The organism is Streptomyces sp. NPDC087859 (assembly GCF_044742595.1).
Taxonomy (GTDB): Bacteria; Actinomycetota; Actinomycetes; order Streptomycetales; family Streptomycetaceae; genus Streptomyces; species Streptomyces canus_F.
Genome location: NZ_JBIUUU010000004.1, coordinates 378,425 through 398,974 on the forward strand (window position 1 = coordinate 378,425; position 20,550 = coordinate 398,974).

20 protein-coding genes are annotated in these 20,550 nt (G+C 71.6%); 14 read left to right on the forward strand and 6 right to left on the reverse strand.

Annotated elements, in window-relative coordinates:
• Positions 1 to 116: 116 nt before the first annotated feature.
• Both ACIOHP_RS11865 and ACIOHP_RS11870 read left to right on the forward strand, forming a co-directional pair.
• The gene (locus ACIOHP_RS11865) at positions 117 to 1,385 is read left to right on the forward strand and encodes a sensor histidine kinase (RefSeq protein ID WP_401886061.1); all 1,269 of its coding nucleotides are present in this window, start codon (positions 117 to 119) and stop codon (positions 1,383 to 1,385) included.
• Entirely contained in the window at positions 1,358 to 2,017 is a 660-nt protein-coding gene (locus ACIOHP_RS11870; protein ID WP_401886063.1) for a response regulator, read from the forward strand. Before ACIOHP_RS11865 ends, ACIOHP_RS11870 begins: the two co-directional genes overlap by 28 nt.
• Positions 2,018 to 2,032: 15 nt before the next feature.
• On the opposite strand, the gene ACIOHP_RS11875 is transcribed toward ACIOHP_RS11870, so the two are convergent.
• Entirely contained in the window at positions 2,033 to 2,509 is a 477-nt protein-coding gene (locus tag ACIOHP_RS11875; RefSeq protein WP_401886065.1) for a GNAT family N-acetyltransferase, read from the reverse strand.
• A 66-nt stretch (positions 2,510 to 2,575) separates the two neighbouring features.
• Between ACIOHP_RS11875 and ACIOHP_RS11880 the strand changes: the two genes are divergently transcribed.
• The gene (locus tag ACIOHP_RS11880) at positions 2,576 to 3,379 is read left to right on the forward strand and encodes an exodeoxyribonuclease III (protein WP_401886068.1); all 804 of its coding nucleotides are present in this window, start codon (positions 2,576 to 2,578) and stop codon (positions 3,377 to 3,379) included.
• On the opposite strand, the gene ACIOHP_RS11885 is transcribed toward ACIOHP_RS11880, so the two are convergent.
• Positions 3,380 to 4,000 carry a MerR family transcriptional regulator gene (locus ACIOHP_RS11885; protein ID WP_401886413.1) on the reverse strand — a complete coding sequence of 207 codons (621 nt, stop codon included), beginning with the start codon at positions 3,998 to 4,000 and terminating at the stop codon, positions 3,380 to 3,382.
• Positions 4,001 to 4,159: 159 nt separating this feature from the next.
• Between ACIOHP_RS11885 and ACIOHP_RS11890 the strand changes: the two genes are divergently transcribed.
• The 4 genes from ACIOHP_RS11890 to ACIOHP_RS11905 all read left to right on the forward strand — a co-directional run bounded on the left by ACIOHP_RS11890 (position 4,160) and on the right by ACIOHP_RS11905 (position 7,789).
• Positions 4,160 to 5,710 carry a flavin-containing monooxygenase gene (locus ACIOHP_RS11890; protein ID WP_401886071.1) on the forward strand — a complete coding sequence of 517 codons (1,551 nt, stop codon included), beginning with the start codon at positions 4,160 to 4,162 and terminating at the stop codon, positions 5,708 to 5,710.
• Positions 5,707 to 6,624, forward strand: a complete 918-nt coding sequence (locus ACIOHP_RS11895) for an alpha/beta fold hydrolase (protein ID WP_401886074.1) — start codon at positions 5,707 to 5,709, stop codon at positions 6,622 to 6,624. The genes ACIOHP_RS11890 and ACIOHP_RS11895 overlap by 4 nt, the downstream gene beginning before the upstream one ends.
• A complete protein-coding gene (locus ACIOHP_RS11900; protein ID WP_361538214.1) occupies positions 6,621 to 7,505 on the forward strand; it encodes an SDR family oxidoreductase in 885 nt (294 codons plus the stop codon). Before ACIOHP_RS11895 ends, ACIOHP_RS11900 begins: the two co-directional genes overlap by 4 nt.
• A gap of 89 nt (positions 7,506 to 7,594) precedes the next feature.
• Complete coding sequence (locus ACIOHP_RS11905; RefSeq protein WP_401886077.1) at positions 7,595 to 7,789, forward strand: hypothetical protein; 195 nt, start codon at positions 7,595 to 7,597, stop codon at positions 7,787 to 7,789.
• Positions 7,790 to 7,945: 156 nt separating this feature from the next.
• Here ACIOHP_RS11905 and ACIOHP_RS11910 read toward each other — a convergent pair whose 3' ends face one another.
• Positions 7,946 to 11,209: a S41 family peptidase gene (locus tag ACIOHP_RS11910; RefSeq protein ID WP_401886079.1), complete on the reverse strand. Its 3,264-nt coding sequence runs from the start codon at positions 11,207 to 11,209 to the stop codon at positions 7,946 to 7,948.
• A 164-nt stretch (positions 11,210 to 11,373) separates the two neighbouring features.
• On the opposite strand from ACIOHP_RS11910, the gene ACIOHP_RS11915 reads away from it, so the two are divergent.
• From ACIOHP_RS11915 to ACIOHP_RS11945, 7 genes are all read left to right on the forward strand, one after another.
• Positions 11,374 to 11,973: a TetR/AcrR family transcriptional regulator gene (locus tag ACIOHP_RS11915; protein ID WP_401886082.1), complete on the forward strand. Its 600-nt coding sequence runs from the start codon at positions 11,374 to 11,376 to the stop codon at positions 11,971 to 11,973.
• A 125-nt stretch (positions 11,974 to 12,098) separates the two neighbouring features.
• Positions 12,099 to 14,318: an MMPL family transporter gene (locus ACIOHP_RS11920; protein WP_401886084.1), complete on the forward strand. Its 2,220-nt coding sequence runs from the start codon at positions 12,099 to 12,101 to the stop codon at positions 14,316 to 14,318.
• An 83-nt stretch (positions 14,319 to 14,401) separates the two neighbouring features.
• Positions 14,402 to 14,977 (forward strand): cysteine hydrolase family protein, encoded by a 576-nt coding sequence (locus ACIOHP_RS11925; RefSeq protein WP_401886086.1) that lies wholly within the window; start codon positions 14,402 to 14,404, stop codon positions 14,975 to 14,977.
• Between the two features lie 28 nt (positions 14,978 to 15,005).
• On the forward strand, positions 15,006 to 15,545 hold the full coding sequence (locus ACIOHP_RS11930; protein ID WP_401886088.1) for a YbaK/EbsC family protein: 540 nt from the start codon (positions 15,006 to 15,008) through the stop codon (positions 15,543 to 15,545).
• On the forward strand, positions 15,542 to 16,387 hold the full coding sequence (locus tag ACIOHP_RS11935; RefSeq protein ID WP_401886090.1) for an EamA family transporter: 846 nt from the start codon (positions 15,542 to 15,544) through the stop codon (positions 16,385 to 16,387). Before ACIOHP_RS11930 ends, ACIOHP_RS11935 begins: the two co-directional genes overlap by 4 nt.
• Before the next feature lie 57 nt (positions 16,388 to 16,444).
• Positions 16,445 to 17,908, forward strand: a complete 1,464-nt coding sequence (locus ACIOHP_RS11940; protein ID WP_401886093.1) for a toll/interleukin-1 receptor domain-containing protein — start codon at positions 16,445 to 16,447, stop codon at positions 17,906 to 17,908.
• A gap of 55 nt (positions 17,909 to 17,963) precedes the next feature.
• Positions 17,964 to 18,239 (forward strand): DUF1876 domain-containing protein, encoded by a 276-nt coding sequence (locus ACIOHP_RS11945; protein ID WP_401886096.1) that lies wholly within the window; start codon positions 17,964 to 17,966, stop codon positions 18,237 to 18,239.
• Positions 18,240 to 18,263: 24 nt separating this feature from the next.
• On the opposite strand, the gene ACIOHP_RS11950 is transcribed toward ACIOHP_RS11945, so the two are convergent.
• The 3 genes from ACIOHP_RS11950 to ACIOHP_RS11960 form a co-directional block, all read right to left on the reverse strand.
• Positions 18,264 to 19,460 carry a serine hydrolase domain-containing protein gene (locus ACIOHP_RS11950; RefSeq protein ID WP_401886098.1) on the reverse strand — a complete coding sequence of 399 codons (1,197 nt, stop codon included), beginning with the start codon at positions 19,458 to 19,460 and terminating at the stop codon, positions 18,264 to 18,266.
• A 46-nt stretch (positions 19,461 to 19,506) separates the two neighbouring features.
• Complete coding sequence (locus ACIOHP_RS11955; RefSeq protein ID WP_351682724.1) at positions 19,507 to 19,965, reverse strand: organic hydroperoxide resistance protein; 459 nt, start codon at positions 19,963 to 19,965, stop codon at positions 19,507 to 19,509.
• A 107-nt stretch (positions 19,966 to 20,072) separates the two neighbouring features.
• Positions 20,073 to 20,540, reverse strand: coding sequence for a MarR family transcriptional regulator (locus ACIOHP_RS11960; protein WP_361485249.1), 468 nt, complete (start codon positions 20,538 to 20,540; stop codon positions 20,073 to 20,075).
• Positions 20,541 to 20,550 lie beyond the last annotated feature (10 nt).

The following is a 20,550-nucleotide window of genomic DNA, read 5'->3' on the forward strand; positions in this document are numbered from 1 at the left end:
CCGCCACCGCGCGGATCAGTGCGGCAGGACCGAGACTTGGGGTAGGGCCAGGCATACCCCCGGATGTCTGTCCCGCCGGATTACGTCCGCCCGCACCGCCTTCTACCGTGATCACCATGACGGTGTGGCAGGCGCTGAGCAGGCGCGGATATCTGGGGTCGGCGTGGCCGTGGCGGTCGGTCGCGTTCCTGGCGAGCGGTGCGGTGTTCGGGGCGGTCGTGCTGGTGGTGATCGTCGCGGGGGCCGTCGTGGGCGGCGCCACGGCCGTCGTGCTCGTCGGACTGCCGCTGCTCGTGCTCACCGCGCTGTGCGGGATCCCCGTGGCCGCCGCCGAGCGGTGGCGGCTGCGGCTGGCGGGGGTGGGGCCGGTGCCGCTCGCGCGGCACCGGGTGCCCGACGCGCCCGGGCTCACCAGATGGCTCACCGTGCGCCTCAAAGAGGCCGCCACCTGGCGGGAGTTGGCGTACGCCGTGCTGCTCGGCCTCGTGCTGTGGCCGCTGGACGCGCTCGTGGTGGCCTTCGCCGCCGGGGTGCCGCTGTTCCTGCTCGCCACGCCGCTGCTGGTCGCCGTCGACGGCGAGGCGAAGGTCGTCAAGCTGTGGACGGTCGACACCTGGCCGGCCGCCTTCGGGGTCGCGGCGGCCGGGGTGCCGCTGCTGGTCGTGGGGGCGTACGCCCTCGGGCTTGCCGCCGGGGCGCGCGGCGAGGTCGCGAAGGCCCTGCTCGGCGCCTCCGGGGACAGCGACCGGGTCACCGAACTCGTCCGCTCCCGGGTCCGGTTGGTGGACGCCTTCGAGGCGGAACGCCGCCGTATCGAACGCGACCTGCACGACGGCGCCCAGCAGCGCCTCGTCGCCCTCACCATGACGCTCGGCCTCGCCCGCCTGGACGCCCCGCCCGGCCCCCTCGCCGACCAACTCGCCGCAGCGCACGGGGAGGCCGAGAAGGTCCTCGCGGAACTGCGCGAACTCATCCACGGCATCCACCCCAAGGTCCTCGCCGACTACGGACTGGAAGCCGCCGTCGCGGACGCGGCGGACCGGAGCCCGGTCCCCGTGGACGTGGAGCTGGACCTCGCCGCACGCCTGCCCCAACCCGTGGAGACCGCCGCGTACTTCGTCGTCTGCGAGGCCCTCGCCAACGTGGCCAGGCACAGCGGGGCGAGCCGGGCGGCCGTCAGCGGCGGACATGCGGACGGACGGCTCACGCTGGACATCCGCGACGACGGACGCGGCGGCGCCTCCAGCGCGAACGGCACCGGGCTCACCGGACTCGCCGACCGGGTGTCAGTGCTCGATGGCAGACTTTCCCTGTCCAGCCCGCCGGGTGGACCGACCCTGCTGCGAGTGGAGATCCCTTGCCGGCCGACGGAGCCCTGCGCATAGTCCTCGCCGAGGACAGCGTGCTGCTGCGCGACGGACTCGTCGGGCTGCTCACGCGGTTCGGGTACGAGGTGGTCGCGGCCGTCGGCGACGCGGACGCGCTCCTCGCGGCGGCCGCCGAGCACACGCCCGACGTCGTCGTGACCGACGTCCGGATGCCGCCCGGCTTCCAGGACGAGGGGCTGCACGCGGCCGTGAAACTGCGCGAGGAGCGGCCCGGACTGCCGGTCCTGGTGCTCAGCCAGTACGTGCAGCGGGCGTACGCCGCCGAACTCCTCGACTCCGGCGACGGGACCGGCGTCGGCTATCTGCTCAAGGACCGGGTGGGCCAGGTCGAGGAGTTCGTGGACGCGCTGCGGGAGGTCGCGGCGGGTGGCACGGTCGTGGACCCCGAAGTCGTACGCCAACTGCTGCGCCGCCGCCGGGATCCGCTCGCCCGGCTCAGCCCGCGCGAGCGGGAGGTGCTGGGGCTGATAGCCGAGGGGAAGTCGAACGGCGCGATCGCCAAGGCGCTGGTGGTGTCGGACGCGGCCGTGGGCAAACACATCGGCTCGATCCTCACCAAGCTGGACCTGCCGCCGGCGGACGACACCCACCGGCGGGTGTTGGCGGTGCTCGCGTACCTCAGAAGCTGACCCCCGCGGGACTTCTCAGAGGGCCTTCGCGAAGCAGCGGCTCGCCTCGTGGTGCCGGTAGTAGCCGAACTTCTCGCACGGCTCGTAGCCGCTGGAGGTGTACAGCGCGATGGCCTCCGGCTGCTTGTCGCCGGTCTCCAGGACCATGCGGACCCGGCCCGCCGCCCGGGCGTCCTCCTCCAGCGCCGCCAGTATGCGCCGGGCGAGCCCTCTGCCCCGCACCTGCTCTATGACGTACATCCGCTTGACCTCGGCGTCGCCGTCGCGGTTGCCCTCCTCGTTGGCGTCCTGGACACGCCAGCCACCCGTGGCGACGGGGGCGTCGCTCTCGTCGTACGCGATGAGGTACGCGCCGTTCGGTGGCTCGAAGTGGACCGGGTCCATGTGTGTGGCATCGCCGTCGTCGCCGTAGCGGACGGCGTACTCGGCCTGGACCTGGTCGTTGAGCTTCACGGCGTCGGGGTGGTCGAAGGAGACGCGACGGATATTCATGCTGCCTACCGTATGTCAATGCATTCCAGAACGGGATCCAGTCCAGTGTGCCGGTATCGTGCCGGAGTGCTCACTGTGACCTCTGTGAATGTGAACGGACTGCGCGCCGCCGCGAAGAAGGGCTTCGTGGAGTGGCTCGCGGACACCTCCGCCGATGTGCTGTGCCTCCAGGAGGTGCGCGCCGAGCCGCAGCAGCTGCCCGAGGAGGTCCGCACCCCCGACGGCTGGCACGTGGTGCACGCGCCCGCCGCCGCCAAGGGCCGCGCCGGCGTCTCCCTCTACACCCGCCGCGAGCCGGACCGCGTCCGGATCGGCTTCGGCTCGTCGGAGTTCGACACCAGCGGCCGCTACGTCGAGGCCGACCTCCCCGGCGTCACCGTCGCCTCCCTCTACCTCCCCTCCGGCGAGGTCGGCACCGAGCGCCAGGACGAGAAGATCCGCTTCATGGACGAGTTCCTGGCGTACCTCAAGGACCTGCGCGAGCGCGCCGCCGCCGACGGCCGCGAGGTCGTCATCTGCGGCGACTGGAACATCGCCCACCAGCCGGCCGACCTGAAGAACTGGCGCGCCAACCAGAAGAACTCCGGGTTCCTGCCGGAGGAGCGGGAGTGGCTGACACGGGTCTTCGACGCCGCCGATGGCGGATACGTCGATGTCGTGCGGGCGCTGCATCCCGATGTCGAGGGGCCGTACTCGTGGTGGTCGTATCGGGGGCGGGCGTTCGATAACGATTCAGGATGGCGCATCGACTACCACGTCTCCACGCCCGGACTGGCGGCCAAGGCCGTCAAGGGGTTCGTCGAGCGCGCCGCCACGCATGCGGAGCGCTGGTCGGATCACGCCCCCGTGACCGTGGTCTACGACCTCTAGTCAGTCCCGCTTCCGCAACCGCCGGTCCAGTGCCAGGGAGAGCTCTGCCTCCACCACGCTTCTCGCGAGGGGGCGCAGGCGTTGCATGTCGTTCTCGGTGGCGTGGCGGAGGACCAGTTCGGTGAACATCTCGGCGAGGTCGTCGACGTGTTCGCGGACGCGTTTGCCCGCTGCCAGGACCTCGGCGAGGGGGATGCCCTCGGCGACCAGGGCGGAGGAGACGTCGAGGAGGCGGCGGCTGATGTGGACGATCTCGTCGCCGTCGGTGCCGAGGTAGCCCAGCTCCAGTGCGGCGGCGAGGTTGTCCGTGGTGACCTGGCCCTCGAAGCGGGCGGCGAGTTCCTCGGGGGTGAGGCGGACCGGTTCCTCCTCCGTGGGGGTGGCCACGCCCAGGAGGTCGGCGACGTCGCGGCCGTGGTCGAGGGCTTCCGCCAGTTCCGCGATGCCGGTGAGGGTGTGGCCGCGTTCCAGGAGCGCGGCGATGGTGCGCAGCCGGGCCAGGTGGTGGTCGTCGTACCAGGCGATACGGCCCTCGCGGCGGGGTGGCGGGATCAGTTTGCGTTCACGGTAGAAGCGCAGGGTGCGCGGTGTGATGCCGGCCAGGCGGGCCAACTCCTCCATGCGGTACTCGCGCTTCTCGGTCACGCCCGCAGCCTATGTTGTACCTCCGGTAACTTTCCTGGCCCCGCCCCCTACCCATCGGTAAGGAGCTGCCCTACGCTCCCATTGCGCCAGTGTTCACTGGCAGAGTCCGAAAGAGCGATGCGTGGAGGCTTCGGGATGACCGAGCACGAGCATGTGCGGGTGGCGGTGATCGGGTCAGGGTTCGGGGGGCTCGGGGCCGCCGTGCGGCTGCGGCGCGAAGGCGTGACCGACTTCGTCGTCCTGGAACGGGCCGGCAGTGTCGGGGGCACCTGGCGGGACAACAGTTACCCGGGGTGCGCCTGTGACGTGCCGTCCCATCTCTACTCCTTCTCCTTCGCGCCCAATCCCGACTGGCCGCGCACCTTCTCCGGGCAGGAGCACATCCGGGCCTATCTGGAGCACGTCGCCGACGTCTTCCGGCTCCGGCCCCACCTCCGCTTCGACTCCGAGGTCAAGATGATGACCTGGGACGCGGACCGGCTGTGCTGGGACATCGAGACCAGCAGCGGGCGGCTCTCCGCCGACCTCGTCGTCTCCGCCACCGGGCCGCTGTCCGACCCGAAGACGCCCGACATCCCGGGCCTGGACTCCTTCCCCGGCAAGGTCTTCCACTCCGCCCGCTGGGACCACGACTACGACCTGCGCGGCAAGCGGGTCGCGATGGTCGGGACGGGGGCCTCCGCGATCCAGATCGTGCCCGCCATTCAGCCTGAGGTCGCCCAGCTGACCCTCTTCCAGCGCACCCCGCCCTGGGTCATGCCGCGGGTCGACCGGCCCATCACCGGCTTCGAGCGCCGGCTGCACCAGCAGCTGCCCTTCACCACCTACGCCCGCCGCGGACTCCTGTGGGGCATCCGGGAGTTGCAGGTCCAGGCCTTCACCAAGCGGCCCAACGAGCTCGGGTTGGTCGAGAAGCTGGCCAAGAGCAACATGGCCCGCGCCATCAAGGACCCGGCGCTGCGGGCCAAGCTGACCCCCGACTACCGCATCGGGTGCAAGCGCATCCTGCTGAGCAGCACGTACTATCCGGCGCTGGCCCAGCCCAATGTGGACCTGGTCGCCAGTGGGCTGAGCGAGGTCCGCGGCTCCACCCTCGTCGCCGCCGACGGCAGCGAGGCCGAGGTCGACGCGATCATCTTCGGGACCGGCTTCCATGTCACCGACATGCCGATCGCCGACCGGGTCGTGGGGGCGGACGGGCGCACCCTCGCCGAGGCCTGGACGGGCGGGATGGAGGCCCTGCGCGGCGCCTCCGCCGCCGGGTTCCCCAACTGGATGACGATCATCGGGCCCAACACCGGGCTCGGGAACTCCTCGATGATCCTGATGATCGAGTCCCAGCTGAACTACCTGGCCGACTTCGTACGGCAGCTCGACGTCCTCGGCGGCCGCGCCGCCCTCGACGCCCGGCCGAGCGCCGTGCACGCCTGGAACCGGCGGGTGCAGGAGCGCATGAAGCGCACGGTGTGGAACACCGGCGGCTGCACCAGCTGGTACCTCGACGCGAGCGGCCGCAACACCACCATCTGGCCGGGGACCACGACCGAGTTCCGGCGTGCGACGCGGCGCGTGGACCTCGCCGAGTACGAGGTGCTCCGTGGCCAGGACACCAAGGCGATCAAGGAAGGCAAGCAAAGCGAGCAAGGCGAGCAGGGCAAGGGCGACAAGGAAGAGGTGAACGCGTGAGCCGGCTCCTGCACGTCTCCTCCGGGCCCTACGCCCCGCCCGTCCCCACCCGTGAGCTGACCGCGGTCTCCGCCGACGGCGCCCGTCTGCACGTCGAGGTGCACGGTCCCGAGACCGCGCCCCCCGTCGTCCTCGCGCACGGCTGGACCTGCTCGACCGCCTTCTGGGCGGCGCAGATACGCGACCTCGCCGTCGATCACCGGGTCATCGCCTACGACCAGCGCGGTCACGGACGCAGCCCGGCGAGCCCGGCATGCAGCACCGATGCCCTCGCCGACGACTTCGAGGCCGTACTGAAGGCGACTCTCGCACCCGGCGAGAAGGCCGTGATCGCCGGTCACTCCATGGGCGGGATGACGGTGATGGCGGCGGCCGACAGGGCGGGCTTCCGCGAGCACGCCGCCGCCGTCCTGCTGTGCAGCACCGGTTCCTCGCGACTGGTCGCCGAGTCGACCGTCGTACCGATGCGGCCCGGACGGCTGCGGACCTGGCTGACCAAGCACATCCTCGGCTCGCGGGCGCCGCTCGGGCCGGTCACTCCGCTCGCGCGGCGGATCCTCAAGTACGGGACGATGGGCCCCGGTTCGGCCCCGCACATGGTCGAGGCGTGCGCGCGGATCGTGCACGCGTGCCCGCGCAAGGTGCGGTACTCCTGGTCGCACGTCCTCGACCTGCTCGACCTCGACCACGGGGTGCGGTCCCTGGAGGTGCCCACGGTCGTCGTCGCCGGTACGGCCGACCGGTTGACGCCTCCCGTGCACGCGCGTTCGCTGGTGGCGGCGCTGCCCCGCTGTGTCGGGCTCACCGAGCTGCCCGGAGTCGGGCACATGACGCCCGTGGAGGCGCCCGAGCTGGTCACCGGGAAGATCAGGGACCTCGTGACGACGTACGCAACGATCAAGGAGGGCGCATGAGCAGGGTCAGCCTCGAAGGACAGGTCGCCGTCGTCACCGGAGCCGCACGCGGTGTCGGCGAGCTGCTCGCCCGCAAGCTGTCCGCGCGCGGCGCGAAGGTGGCGCTGGTCGGTCTGGAGCCGGACGCCCTCAAGCAGGTCTGCGAGCGGCTGCACACCGACAGCGGCCACTGGTACGCCGATGTCACCGACCACGAGGCGATGGCGCAGGTCGCGCGGGAGGTGAAGGAGCGGTTCGGGAAGGTCGACATCGTGGTGGCCAACGCCGGTGTGGCCAGCGGCGGTCCCTTCGTCGACTCCGATCCGGAGGCCTGGCGGCGGGTGATCGAGGTGAACCTGATCGGGTCCGCGGTGACCGCGCGCGCCTTCCTGCCCGTGCTGATGGAGAGCCGGGGGTATCTGCTGCAGATCGCCTCGCTGGCCGCCATCACTCCGGCGCCGATGATGACCGCGTACTGCGCGTCCAAGTCCGGCGTGGAGGCGTTCGCGCACAGTCTGCGGGCCGAGGTCGGGTACAAGGGCGTGCGGGTGGGCGTCGGGTATCTGTCGTGGACCGACACCGACATGGTGCGCGGGGCCGATCAGGACGACGTCATGCGGGAGTTGCGGCAGCGGCTGCCGTGGCCTGCCAACAAGACGTATCCGCTGGGCCCGGCGGTCGACCGGATCGTGGCCGGCATCGAGCGGCGGTCCAGCCATGTGTACGGGCAGGGGTGGCTGCGCGGGATGCAGGGGGTGCGCGGGTATCTGCCGGGGCTCATCGGGACGGTCGGACAGCGGGAGATGCGGCGGTTCGGGGACCGGTTGGCGGGGGTCCGCTCGGGGCTCGTCGGTGCAGGTGGGGCGGCTGATGAGGAGGCGCGCGCTACGCGCCGTAACTGATCGAAATGCGCACTGTGTCCTGTCGTGTGAATCTGGTCGAGGCCCCGGTACGGGGCTCATCCCCTCACCCACTTCGGGAGTGAACCCACATGGGTATGAAGGACCAGTTCCAGGACAAGTCGGAGCAGTGGCAGGAGCAGGCCAAGCAGAAGGCCCAGCAGGCCAAGGAGCAGGGCCCGCAGCGTGGTCAGGAGCGCGGCGAGCGTGGCAGGCCGCGGGACGAGGAGACGGAGCGACTCCAGCGCGAGGAGCAGGACCGTCTCGACCTGGACTACGACGCGTAGCGCTGCGCTCGGCTTGAGCCGTTGAACGTGGGGTGCCCTGTGTGTTGGGGTGCCCCACGTTCGCGTTGCCGTTATGGGGGTGCGTTGCCGGGTGCGGGCCGGTGGGGGCTGGTCGCGCAGTTCCCCGCGCCCCTGGGTGGGTTCATCCAGCGCTTCTCAAGATCTTGGCGGCAGTTTCGGCCTTGATCGGTTCGGTACGTTTGCGTAGTCCGGGGGGGTTGCCGGGGGTGTGGTCGTCAGCAGGTCCAGTGCCAGCTTCACCGCGTCGTCGAGCTGTGCGTGTCTGCCCTCCGCCCAGTCCAGCGGGGTTCGCAGGACCTCCAAGTCCGGGGTCACGCCCCGGTTTTCGACCGTCCAGCCGTACGCGTCGAACCAGGCCGCGTTCATCGGCACCGTGATCACCGTGCCGTCGCCGAGGCTGTGGCGGCCGGTCATGCCGACGACGCCGCCCCAGGTGCGTTGGCCCACCACGGGGCCGAGCTTCAGCAGTTTGAAGGCCGCCGTGATCATGTCGCCGTCGGAGGAGGTCGCCTCGTCGGCCAGGGCCACGACCGGGCCTCTCGGGGCGTTCGAGGCGTACGACACCGGCTGGGCGTTTCTCGTCAGGTCCCAGCCGAGGATCGTGCGGGTGAGTTTCTCCACGACCAGTTCGCTGATGTGGCCGCCCGCGTTGCCGCGCACGTCGACGATGAGGGCGGGGCGGGAGACCTCCAGGCGCAGGTCGCGGTTGAACTGGGCCCAGCCCGAACCGCCCATGTCGGGGATGTGGAGGTAGCCGCAGCGGCCGCCGCTCAACTCCCGGACCACTTCACGGCGTTTGGCCACCCAGTCCTGGTAGCGCAGCGGCCTCTCGTCGGTGAGGGGGACCAGCGCCACCCGCCTGGCCCGGCCCTCGCCCTCCGCCGGGGTGAACGTCAGCTCCACCGTCGTACCGCCCGCGCCCGCCAGCAGCGGATAGGGGCCCGTCACCTCGTCCACCGGGCGGCCGTCCACGTGGGTCAGGACCGCGCCCTCGCGGATGCCGGTGCCGGCCAGCGGGGAGCGGGCCTTGGAGTCGGAGGAGTCGCCGGGCAGGATGCGCTTCACCGTCCAGCCGGCTTCCCGGCGTACGAAGTTGGCGCCCAGGAGGCCTTGGCGGCGCTGGTAGTGGGGCGGGCCCTCGTTGCGGCGGGCCGCCGTCACGTAGGCGTGGGAGGTGCCCAGCTCGCCGAGGACCTCGCGGAGCAGATCCGCGAACTCGTCCGGGGTCGCGACCCGTTCGACCAGGGGGCGGTACTGCGCCAGTACCTCGTCCCAGTCGATGCCGCACATCTCCGGCTCCCAGAAGTACGCGCGGATCAGCCGGCCCGCCTCCTCGTACGACTGGCGCCATTCCGCCCCCGGGTCGACCTCGTGCAGGATGCGGCGGGCGTCGATCCAGACGGTGGAGTCGCTGTCGCCGGACTCGGTGGCGGGCACCGCGCGCAGCTCGCCCTCGTCGACGACGACCAGGCGGGAGCCGTCGCCGCTCACCGCGAACCAGTCGAGGTGCTCGATCAGTTCGGACTTCTTCGCCTTGGTGATGTTGAAGTACTCGAGGGTGGGGCGGCCGGTCGTGTCGTCGGGGTTCGCGAACGTCTCGCCGAGCGCCCCCGAGATCGGCCAGCGCAGCCAGACCAGTCCGCCGCCCGCCACCGGGTACAGCGCCGAGTACTTCGAGGCGGTGACCGGGAAGGGGGTGACGCGGCTCTCCAGGCCCTCCACCTCGACCGTGACCGTGCTGCCGTCGTCCGGTTCGTCCTCCGCCGGGTCCAGGCCGCCCGCCGCCGGGCGGCCCTCGGGGGTCAGGGCGAACGGGGAGGGGGTCGCCGAGGACAGGGGGACCAGGTACGGGCGGCAGCCGAGCGGGAAGGACAGGTCCCCGGTGTGGACGTCGTAGACCGGGTCGAAGCCTCGCCAGGAGAGGAAGGCCAGATAGCGGCCGTCCCTCGTGAACACCGGGTTCTCGTCCTCGAAGCGGCCGTTGGTGACGTCGACGATCAGGGGGGCCGCCCCCGCCTTCGGGGAGATACGGGCCATCTTGATCTGGCGCAGCGATCGGCCGATGCCCGGGTGCGACCACGTCAGCCATGCCCCGTCCGGGGAGAAGGCGAGGTCGCGGACCGGGCCGTTGACCGAGTGGATCAGTTCGGTGACCTCGCCGCCCGAGTCCTGCGTGTCCTCGGCGGCGGACGCGTCATCGGAGACGGTGATGAGGAGGAGGCGGCCGTCGTGGGAGGCGATGGCCAGGCGCTCGCCCTGGGGGTCGGCGACCATCTCCAGGACCCGGCCGAGTTCGCCCGAGGCCAGCCGTCGGGGGGCGCGGTCGCCGGTCGCCCGGGGGAGGTAGGCGATCTCCACCGCGTCCTCGCCCTCCGCGTCCGTCACATAGGCGACCTGGCCGCCCGAGCCGAGCATCTCCGGGAGCCGGACCCGTACGCCCGGAGTGTCGGTGATGGTGCGGGCGGGACCGTCGCGGTGGGTCAGCCAGTACAGGCTGCCGCGGACGACGACGGCGCTCGCGCGGCCGGTCTCGTCGACCGAGACGCCGTCCACGTGCTGGGCGGCCGGCACCTGGTACGTACGCCGTCCCGTGCGGGGCCCGCTCAGTCGTACGTCGAGTTTGCGCGGCTCGCCGGCGAGATCGTCGACGATCCACAGGTCGCCCGCGCACTGGTACACCACGCGGGTGCCGTCGCTCGCCGCGTGCCGGGCGTAGAAGGCGTCGTGGTCGGTGTGGCGGCGCAGGTCGGAGCCGTCGTGGGCGCAGGAGTAGAGGTTGCCGACGCCCTCGTGGTCGGAGAGGAAGGCGATGCGGTCGCCGACGAACATGGGGGAGTGGAGGTGGCCCTCCAGGCCTTCGAGGAGGCGGTGGCCGTGCAGCCAGAGCCGTCCGGTGGCCCCGCCCCGGTAGCGCTTCCAGGCGGCCGGTTCGTGGGGCGGGGTACCGGTGAGCAGGAGGGTTCTGCGCTCCCCTTCGAGGTCGGCGACCTGGAGGTCGGAGACCGGGCCCCAGGGGAGCTTGCGGCCGGGGTCGCCGTCGGTGGGGACCTTGTAGGCCCAGGTGAAGTAGGAGAAGGGCTCGCCGTGGGAGGCGACGGCCAGGATCTGGCCGTCCGGCGTCCACCCGCACACCTGGGTGTCCGCCGAGCCCCAGTACGTCAGCCGTCTGCCCGGGCCGCCCTCCACGTCCACCAGATGGATCTCCGGGACCAGGCTTCGCCAGCTCGTGTAGGCGAGGTGGCGGCCGTCGGGTGAGAAACGGGGGTGGCCCACCTTGGTGCGGTCGACGGTGAGACGCCAGGCGCGTCCCTTCCCGTCGAGGGGGGCCAGCCACAGGTCGTCCTCGGCCACGAAGCACAGGAGGTCGCCGCTCAGATGCGGCAGGCGCAGATAGCTCACCTCCCCATGCTTTTCCGGGGGATGGACCGGAGCAACTTATGAAAAATGGTCGAGACCCGGTCCAGCGTGAGCCAAGACACGTACGAAACGGTTTCGTTTCGAATGAGGATGCGCTACATTCGGCATGTACGAAACCGTGTCGTTCGGAGTGGAAGGTGGGAATCATGACTGAGATCGCGACGGCGCGTCGCAGTCGGATCACCCCGGAGCGTGAGGCCGAGCTGTACGCGGCCGTGCTCGACCTGCTCCGCGAAGTCGGCTACGACGCCCTCACCATGGACGCCGTGGCGGCCCGCACCAAGTCCAGCAAGGCGACGCTCTACCGGCAGTGGGGCGGCAAGCCCGAGCTGGTGGTGAAGGCCATGCGGAGCCAGAAGCCGGGCGGCATCGCCGACATCGACACCGGGAGCCTGCGGGGTGACCTCCTCGCGCTCGTCTCCCGCGAGGACGACTGCACCATGGAGCGGAACTCCGACCTGATGCGGGCCCTGGCCATGGCCGTGCACGGAAATCCGGACCTGATGCAGGCCTTCAGGGAACTGCTCGTCGAACCCGAGATGGGCGAGTTCAAGAAGGTCATGCAGCGCTCGGTCGACCGCGGCGAGGTCCGCGCCGACTGCCCGGCGCTGGACTACATCGTCCACATGCTGGTCGGAGCCTTCGCGACCCGCACGATGATCGACCAGTTGCCGCCCACCCAGGCCTTCCTCACCTCGTACATCGACGCCGTGGTCCTCCCTGCCCTCGGCGTATCGGCCCCCTGATCCCTCTCCCCGTAGTTAGCACCTGACGTCACCGCTCAAGTCGTCGGGACGATCACCCATGTCCCCATCGGGTCGATCACCCCTTCCCTGCACTGCCCCAACGACCTGACCGGGAGTACGCCCACGTGGCCACGTTCCTCTACAAACTCGGCCGGCTCGCCTTCCGGCGACGGCATTTCGTCGCCCTGATATGGGTCGCCCTGCTGACGCTCGCGGGCGTCGGCGCGGCCAGCGCCCCCAGCGCCGGATCCACCTCCTTCTCCATACCGGGGACCGAAGCCCAGAAGGCCTTCGACCTGCTGGAACAGCGCTTCCCCGGCAGCAGCGCCGACGGCGGGACCGGACGCATCGTCTTCAAGGCGCCCGAGGGCGAGAAGATGACGGACGCCGCCAACAAGGCGACCGTCGCCAAGACCGTCAAGGAACTGGGCGACGGCTCCCAGGTCGTCTCCGTCTCCGACCCGTTCACGACGAACGCCGTGAGCAAGGACGGCACGGTCGCCTACACGTCGGTCACGTACGACGCCCCCGGCATGGAGCTGGCGGAATCGACCAGGGAGGCCCTGGAGAAGGCCGGGGACGAGGCCCGCGCCACGGGACTGACCGTCGACATCGGCGGTGACGCGCTGCAGGCCGCGGCCGAGCCGGGAGCGGCCGGTGAGATCATCGGCATCGCCATCGCCGCGGTCGTCCTCGTCATCACGCTGGGCTCGCTGGTCGCGGCCGGACTGCCGCTCCTTACGGCGATCATCGGCGTCGGCATCGGTGTCTCCACCATCACCGCCCTCGCCAACGCGCTCGACCTCGGCGACACCACCTCCACGCTCGCGCTGATGATCGGCCTCGCGGTCGGCATCGACTACGCGCTGTTCATCGTCTCCCGCTACCGCGGCGAACTGGCCGAGGGCCGCGACCGCGAGGAAGCCGCCGGACGGGCCACCGGCACCGCCGGCTCGGCCGTGGTCTTCGCGGGACTCACCGTCGTGATCGCCCTGGCGGGCCTCGCGGTCGTCAACGTCCCGATGCTCACCAAGATGGGCCTCGCGGCCGCCGGCACGGTCGTGGTCGCCGTCCTCATCGCGCTCACCATGGTCCCGGCGCTGCTCGGATACGCGGGCCGGAAGGTCCGTCCGGCCGGCGAGAAGCGCAAGGCGAACAAGGCCAAGGCCGCTGAGGGACGGGCCAAGCCCGCACTCGGCGTCCGCTGGGCGAGCTTCGTCATCCGCCGCCCGGCCGCCGTACTGCTGCTCGGCGTGGTCGGCCTCGGCGCGATCGCCGTCCCGGCCACCCAGCTGGAACTGGGCCTGCCCGACGACGGCTCCCAGCCGACGTCCACGACCCAGCGCCGCGCCTACGACCTGCTGTCGGAGGGCTTCGGCCCCGGCTTCAACGGCCCCCTGATGATCGTGGTCGACGCCAAGGACAGCGCCGACCCGAAGGCCGCGGCCACCACCGTCGCCGACGGCATCAAGGACCTCAAGGACGTCGTGACGGTCACCCCGGCGACGTTCAACAAGGCCGGCGACACCGCGATGATCACCGTGATCCCGGACTCCAAGCCCTCCTCGACCCAGACCGAGGACCTGGTCCACGCCATCCGTGACCAGGGCGCCGAGATCAAGGCCGACACGGACGCGAGCGTCCTGGTCACCGGCACCACCGCGATGAACATCGACTTCTCGCAGAAGCTCAACGACGCCCTGATCCCGTATCTGGGCCTGGTGGTCGGCCTCGCCTTCCTCCTCCTGATCGTGGTCTTCCGCTCGATCCTGGTCCCGCTGAAGGCGGCCCTCGGCTTCCTGCTCAGCGTGCTCGCCGCGCTCGGCGCCGTCGTCGCGGTCTTCCAGTGGGGCTGGCTGAGCGGTCTGATCGGTGTCGAGGAGACCGGGCCGATCATGTCGATGATGCCGATCTTCATGGTCGGCGTGGTCTTCGGTCTCGCGATGGACTACGAGGTGTTCCTCGTGACCCGGATGCGGGAGGCCTACGTCCACGGCGAGAGCCCGAGCCAGGCCATCGTGACCGGCTTCCGGCACAGCTCCCGGGTCGTGGTCGCGGCCGCGATCATCATGATGGCCGTCTTCGGCGGCTTCATCAGCTCCAGCGAGTCGATGATCAAGATGATCGGCTTCGGCCTCGCGATCGCCGTCTTCTTCGACGCGTTCGTGGTCCGCATGGCGATCGTCCCGGCGGTGCTCGCGCTGCTCGGCAAGAAGGCCTGGTGGCTGCCGAAGTGGCTGGACCGCGCCCTGCCCAACGTCGACGTCGAGGGCGAGGGGCTGCGCGCCCTGGACGACGACAAGGACGACAAGAGGGACGAGGACCGGGAGCTCGTGCAGGTCTGACCTGAGCCCTGTCCCGAAGCCGTGGTGCGGTCCCCCGCACCACGGCTTCGGCGTTGTCAGTGCCCGCGGCTAGCCTGACGACCATGACCACACTGCCTGATCGCTCCCGTACGGCACTGCTCGTCATCGACGTCCAGAACGGCGTCGTGGCCGAGGCCCCCCGGCGTGACGAGGTCGTCGCCAACATCGCCGACCTGGTGGACCGGGCCCGCGCCGAGGGGGTACCGGTCGTCTGGGTCCAGCACTCCGACGAGGGCCTGCCCCGGGGCAGCGAGGACTGGAAGTACGTCGCGGAGCTGTCCCGCCGCGACTCCGAGCCGCTGGTCCACAAGAGCTACGGCGACTCCTTCGAGGGCACCGACCTGGAGGAGGTCCTCGCCGGCGCCGGCGTCGGACGCCTCGTCGTCAGCGGCGCGGAGAGCGACGCCTGCATCCGCTCCACGATCCACGGGGCGTTCGTCCGCGGCTACGACGTGACGCTGGTCGCCGACGCCCACACCGCCGGTGACAAGAGCGCGTGGGGCGCTCCGCCGCCGGAGCAGGTCATCGCCCACACGAACCTCTACTGGCGCTGGCAGGCGGCACCGGGACGCACGGCCGGGGTGGCGGAGACGAAGGCGGTGACGTTCGAGGGGCCCGCACCGGCGGACAAGGCCTGAGCCGTACCCGTGCCGGGAACTCGGTCGCATGCCCTCTACACCGACCGCTAGCGTGCCGTGCATGACGACGACCGACACCCCGGACTCCGGAGCCCACCCCCTGTTCGCCGCTGCCCTCGACACCCTCGGCCTCGGTGAGCTGCGCGCCGAGATCCGCCGCTTCCCGGACGCCACGCGTACCGCCGCCGAGGCGGCCGCGGCGATCGGCTGCGAGCTGAGCCAGATCTGCAAGTCGCTGATCTTCGCGGCGGACGGGGTACCGGTCCTGGTGCTCATGGACGGCGCGTCCCGGGTGGACGTGGAACGGGTGCGGCAGGAGCTCGGCGCCGGCAAGGTGACGCGGGCCAAGGCGGACGTCGTACGGGAGACGACCGGGTACGCCATCGGCGGGGTACCGCCCTTCGGGCACCGGACCAGGACCCGGGTCCTCGCGGACCGTTCGCTGCTCGACCACGCCGTCGTGTGGGCGGCGGCCGGCACGCCGTACACCGTCTTTCCCATGGAGCCCAAGACACTGATCGCCCACGCGGGCGCCACACTGGTGGACGTCCGCGAGCAGACCGCGTGACCCCCCTGGTCACCACGGCCGTCCTGCTCGCCGCGGTCACCCACGCCAGCTGGAACGCCATCGCGCACAAGATCACCGACAAGCTCGTCGGGTTCACGCTCATCGCGGGCGGCGGGATGCTGATCGGGCTGGCGATGGCGCCGTTCGCGGCGTTCCCGGCGGCCGGGGCGTGGCCGTATCTGCTCTCCTCGGCGTGCATCCACATCGCGTACTACGCGCTGCTGATGAAGTCCTTCCGGCTGGGCGACTTCGGCCAGGCGTACCCGATCGCGCGCGGCACCGCGCCGCTCGTGGTCACCGTGCTCGCCGCGGTGTTCGCGCACGAGGTGCCGGACGGCTGGGCGGCCGCCGGTATCGCGGTGTCCTGCGCCGGACTGACGGGCGTGGCCCTGTGGGGACTTCGCGGGAACCGGCCGAACTGGGCCGCGATCGGGGCGGCGCTGGCGACCGGGCTGACCATCGCGGCGTACACCGTCGTCGACGGGCTCGGCGTACGCGCCTCCGGGTCCTCGCTCGGGTACATCGCCTGGCTGATGGCGGTGCAGGGCGTGGTGCTCCCGGCGTACGCGGCCCACCGCTGGCGGGGACAACTGGTGCCCACGCTCCGGCCGTTCGCGGTGCTGGGGCTCGTGGGCGCCGCCCTCTCCGTCGCCGCGTACGGGCTGGTCCTGTGGGCCCAGACCAAGGCGGAACTGGCACCCATCGCGGCCCTGCGCGAGTCGTCCATCATCGTGGGCGCGGCGATCGGGGCGGTGTTCTTCAAGGAGCGGTTCGGGATGCCGCGGATCGCCGCGGCGGGGCTGCTGGTGGTGGGGATCGGGCTGATGCTGCACTCCGGCTAGGGCCCGTACGGGTGAACCGGGCACGTACGCGGCGGTTTCTCTGGTAGCAACGGCCCCATGGGCGGCGTATTCATCAACTACCGCAGAGGCGACCACTCGCAGACGGTGGAACACCTCTACGCGGAACTCGACCGGCACTTCGGCAGGGGCCAGGTCTTCCTGGACCGGCCGTCCATCGTGCCGGGGCAGCGCTTCTCGGACACGCTGCGGGCCCGGGTCGACGACTGCGAGGTGCTGCTCGCCGTGATCCACCCGGGGTGGGCCGACGTCCGGGACGTGTCCGGGGCGCGGCGGCTGGACGACGAGGAGGACTGGGTCCGCCGGGAGATCGAGCAGGCCCTGGCGAGCGGCAAGGTGCTGATCCCGGTGTTCCTGGACGGGGTCACCGCGCCGCGGCCCCCGGAGCTGCCGCCCTCGGTCCGTGACCTCGTCGGCCGCAACGGCCAGCCGCTGCGCCGCACGCACTGGGCCTCGGATCTCGCGGAACTGATCGCCGTGCTGGAAGGGCTGGTGCGCCCGGACTGGCGGCCCGTCCCGGCGCCCGAGGAGCACGGGAGGCGCCCCGGGCGGTGGCTCGGCGTTCTCACCGCCGTGCTCGCCTGCGCGGTGCTGGCGGGGGTGCCCGCCCTGCCGCAGGACGACAGCTGGGCCGGCACGGACATCCTGCCGTACACCCTGAGCGCCGCCCTGATGTCCACGGTGCTGCTGTGCGCGCCGTTCGTCGCGGTCGCCGCCGTCCGGCTCGTCCGGCGCTCCGTCGACGACCTGGAGCGCGAACTGCACGCGGTACGGCACCGGACGTACATCCGGCACACCTGGCCGATCGGCCTGGGGATCGTCCTGCTCGGCGGGTTAGGGGCGCTGCGCGGCGACCAGGGCATGGCGGTGGCCCTTCCGCTGCTGCTGGTCCTCGGGGTCGCCGTCGCCCGCGCGGCCGTCACCCACCTGCGCCTCAAGAAGCGGGACGACGACCTGTGGGCGCGCTGGCCGCACCGGCTGCCCGACCGTGTGCACCGGGCCGGACTGCGCCGGGCGGTGGCCCGGCTCCACGTCCGCCTGGACCGGATGGCGGCCCCGCTCTCGCGCGAGCAGCGGGAGAAGGCGGCCTGGGAGCTCGACGACATCGCCGACGCGGTGCGGCGTACGGAGCGTGAGGCGGGGCGGACGCGGCGCGCGTGGCTGGGCCAGGACCATCCCTGGTTGTTCGCCGGCTACGTCCTCTGGCTGGCGCTGACGGCCGCGCTGTTCGTGGCGTCGGGGCTCGCCTACGCCGCCGCGGGCGAGGGAACGGTCCGCCGGTACGTGGTGATGGGCGTCGCCGTCCTGACCGGCACCGCTCTGGCGCTGGGCACGCTGGAGACCTCGCACCGCCACCAGCGGCGCCAACGCCGTGAACTGGCCCGACAGGTCACCGGCTTCCGGGAGGGGCTGCTGCGACGGGTCGCGGAGCTGAGCCTGCCCCCGCGCACCAAGCCGACCGCCCCCGCCCCGCGGCCCGAGGAGTACGCCGAACCCGACTAGGCGCGGCCGCCCCCTAAGGAGCACTCTGGAAGGAGTTCTTCCGGAGGTGATCGTCATGATGCACACCACTGTGGGTTGGCACGTCGAGATGGAGTTCCAGGAGGACGACGACCACACGAGGGCGGTCGCGATGGTGCGCCTGCCCGACGGCTCCGAGGTACGGGCCCACGGACAGGCCAGCCGCCACCGCACCGACTCCAACCAGCCGAGGGTGGGGGAGGAGATCGCGGGCGCCCGCGCGCTCAACGACCTCGCGATGCAGATGCTGGCCAAGGCGCACGGGGAGATCGACTCGGCGTCCGGGCGGACGTCGCATCCGATCCACGTGTAGCGGACGGCTCGGGGCGGCGGGGTCTCACGTCGCCCCCGGTCCGAGAGCTGCTCGCTCCTGCAGAGCGGCACGCACCGCACGCACCAGCGCCTGCGCCCGCGGGTCCGCCGTCACCGTCTTGCGCAGGCCGTTGGTCACATAGCCGAACGCGATGCCCGTCTCCGGGTCGGCGAAGCCGAGGGCGCCGCCGCGGCCCGGGTGCCCGAAGGAGCCGGGGCCGAGCAACGGCGAGGCGCTGCCGTGCAGCATGTAGCCGAGGCCGAAGCGGGTGCTGATCACCAGCACCCGGTCGGGTCCGGCGGATTCCTCCGCGCGGGCCAGTTCGACGGTCTCCGGCGTGAACAGCCGTACGCCGTCGACCTCGCCGATCAGCGCGGCGTAGAAACGGGCCAGCCCGTCCGCCGTCGCGATGCCGTTCGTCGCGGGCAGGGCGCTCGCGCGGTACGCCGGGTCGTTCTGGTCCGGGAAGGGGGTGATCGCGCCGAACGCGCGGTTGGTGAGGGAGTCCGGGTCGGCGTAGGCCTCGGTGACCGAACGCTTGGGGCGGGCACGCAGGGCATGGGTGGGCTCGGGTGTCTCGACGCGGTCGACCCGGCCCGTCCGGTACGCCTCCGCCTCGGGCAGCCCCAGCCACAGCTCAGCCCCCAACGGCCCGGCGATCTCCGCGGCGATCCACTCACCGGTGCCGCGCCCCGTCACGCGCCGCACGAGCTCGTCCAGCAGCCAGCCGTACGTCAGCGCGTGATACCCGTGGTCCGTGCCGGGCTCCCAGACGGGCGCCTGGGCCGCGACCGCCTCCGGCCCCCTGCGCGGGTCCAGGGCCTCCTGCGGGGTGAGCGGACGGTCCAGCACCGGCAGCCCGGCCCGATGGTTCAGCACATGCCGGACCAGCACCCGCTCCTTGCCGTACGCCTTGAACTCCGGCCAGTACGCGGCCACCGGCGCGTCCAGGTCCAGCTGCCCGCGCTGGGCGAGCAGCAGGGGTACGGCGGCGGCGACGCCCTTGGTCGCCGAGCGCACGATCTGCGCGGTGCCGCGCCGCCAGGGCTCGCTGTCGGCGGCGCCGTCGACGTTCTTGGTACCGGCCCACAGGTCGACGACCTTGCGCCCTTCCCGGTACACGGCGATGGCCGCGCCCCGGTCGCCGAGCGCCTCGAAGTTCCTGACGAACGCGTCCCTGACCGGCTCGAACCCCTCGGCGACCGTGCCGTTCACATCCACGTCCGTGCGCCCCGCTCTCGCTGTTCCCGCTGCTCCGTGCTCTCCTCTACCCAAGCAGGACGGTCACGTCGATGTTCCCGCGGGTCGCGTTGGAGTACGGGCAGACCTCGTGGGCGGCGTCCACCAGCTTGGTGGCGACGTCCTGGTCGAGGACGGGGAGCGAGACGCTGAGGGCGACCGCCAGGCCGTAGCCGCGCTGTGCGTTGGGGCCGATGCCGACCTTCGCGGCGACCGTGGAGCCGGTCAGGTCGAAGCCGGAACGGCGGCCCACCAGCACCAGCGCGTTGTGGAAGCAGGAGCTGTACCCCGCCGCGAACAGCTGCTCCGGATTGGTGCCGTTGCCGTCGCCGCCCATCTGCGGCGGCATCGCGACCTTCAGCTCGATCTGGCCGTCCTGGCTGGTGACATAGCCGTCCCGGCCGCCGTGTGCGGTGGCCTCGGCGACGTACATGATCTTCGTCGGACGGGTGTCGACGGAGGTGTCGACGGCGGTGTCCTCACTCATGACTGGCTCCCCCCAGAACAGGTGCGCACAAATACATCGTGCACAAGGTACCGACCAGTAGGCGGGGGTGGGTTTACCAGGGGGTGGCAACCGTGGGTAACAGGAGTTCAGAGGGGGCGCTCGGCCGCGGCCCGCGCCCGGCGCGTGAGCTCCCACAGCTCCTCGCGCAACCGCACGACCTCCGCACCGCCCAGCCCGGTCGCCGATTGCAGCGCGCCCGGCACGCGCGCCGCGCGCTCGCGCAGTTCCTCTCCGCGCCCCGTGCACGCGACGAGCACCGAGCGCTCGTCGTGGGCGGCGCGCTCCCGGCGCACCACCCCCGCGCTCTCCAGCCGCTTGAGCAGCGGCGACACCGTGCCGTAGTCGAGCCGCAGCGCCTCCGCGAGATCCTTCACCGTCGTCTCGCCGCGCTCCCAGAGCACCAGCAGGACGAGGTACTGCGGATAGGTGAGACCGAGCTCCTCCAGCAGCGGACGGTACGCGGCCGTCACCGCGCGCTGAGCGGCGTACAGCGCGAAGCACAGCTGCTCGTCCAGGAGCAGCGAGCCCTCGGCGGCGTGGTCCTCGTTCGTCACGCGCCCATTG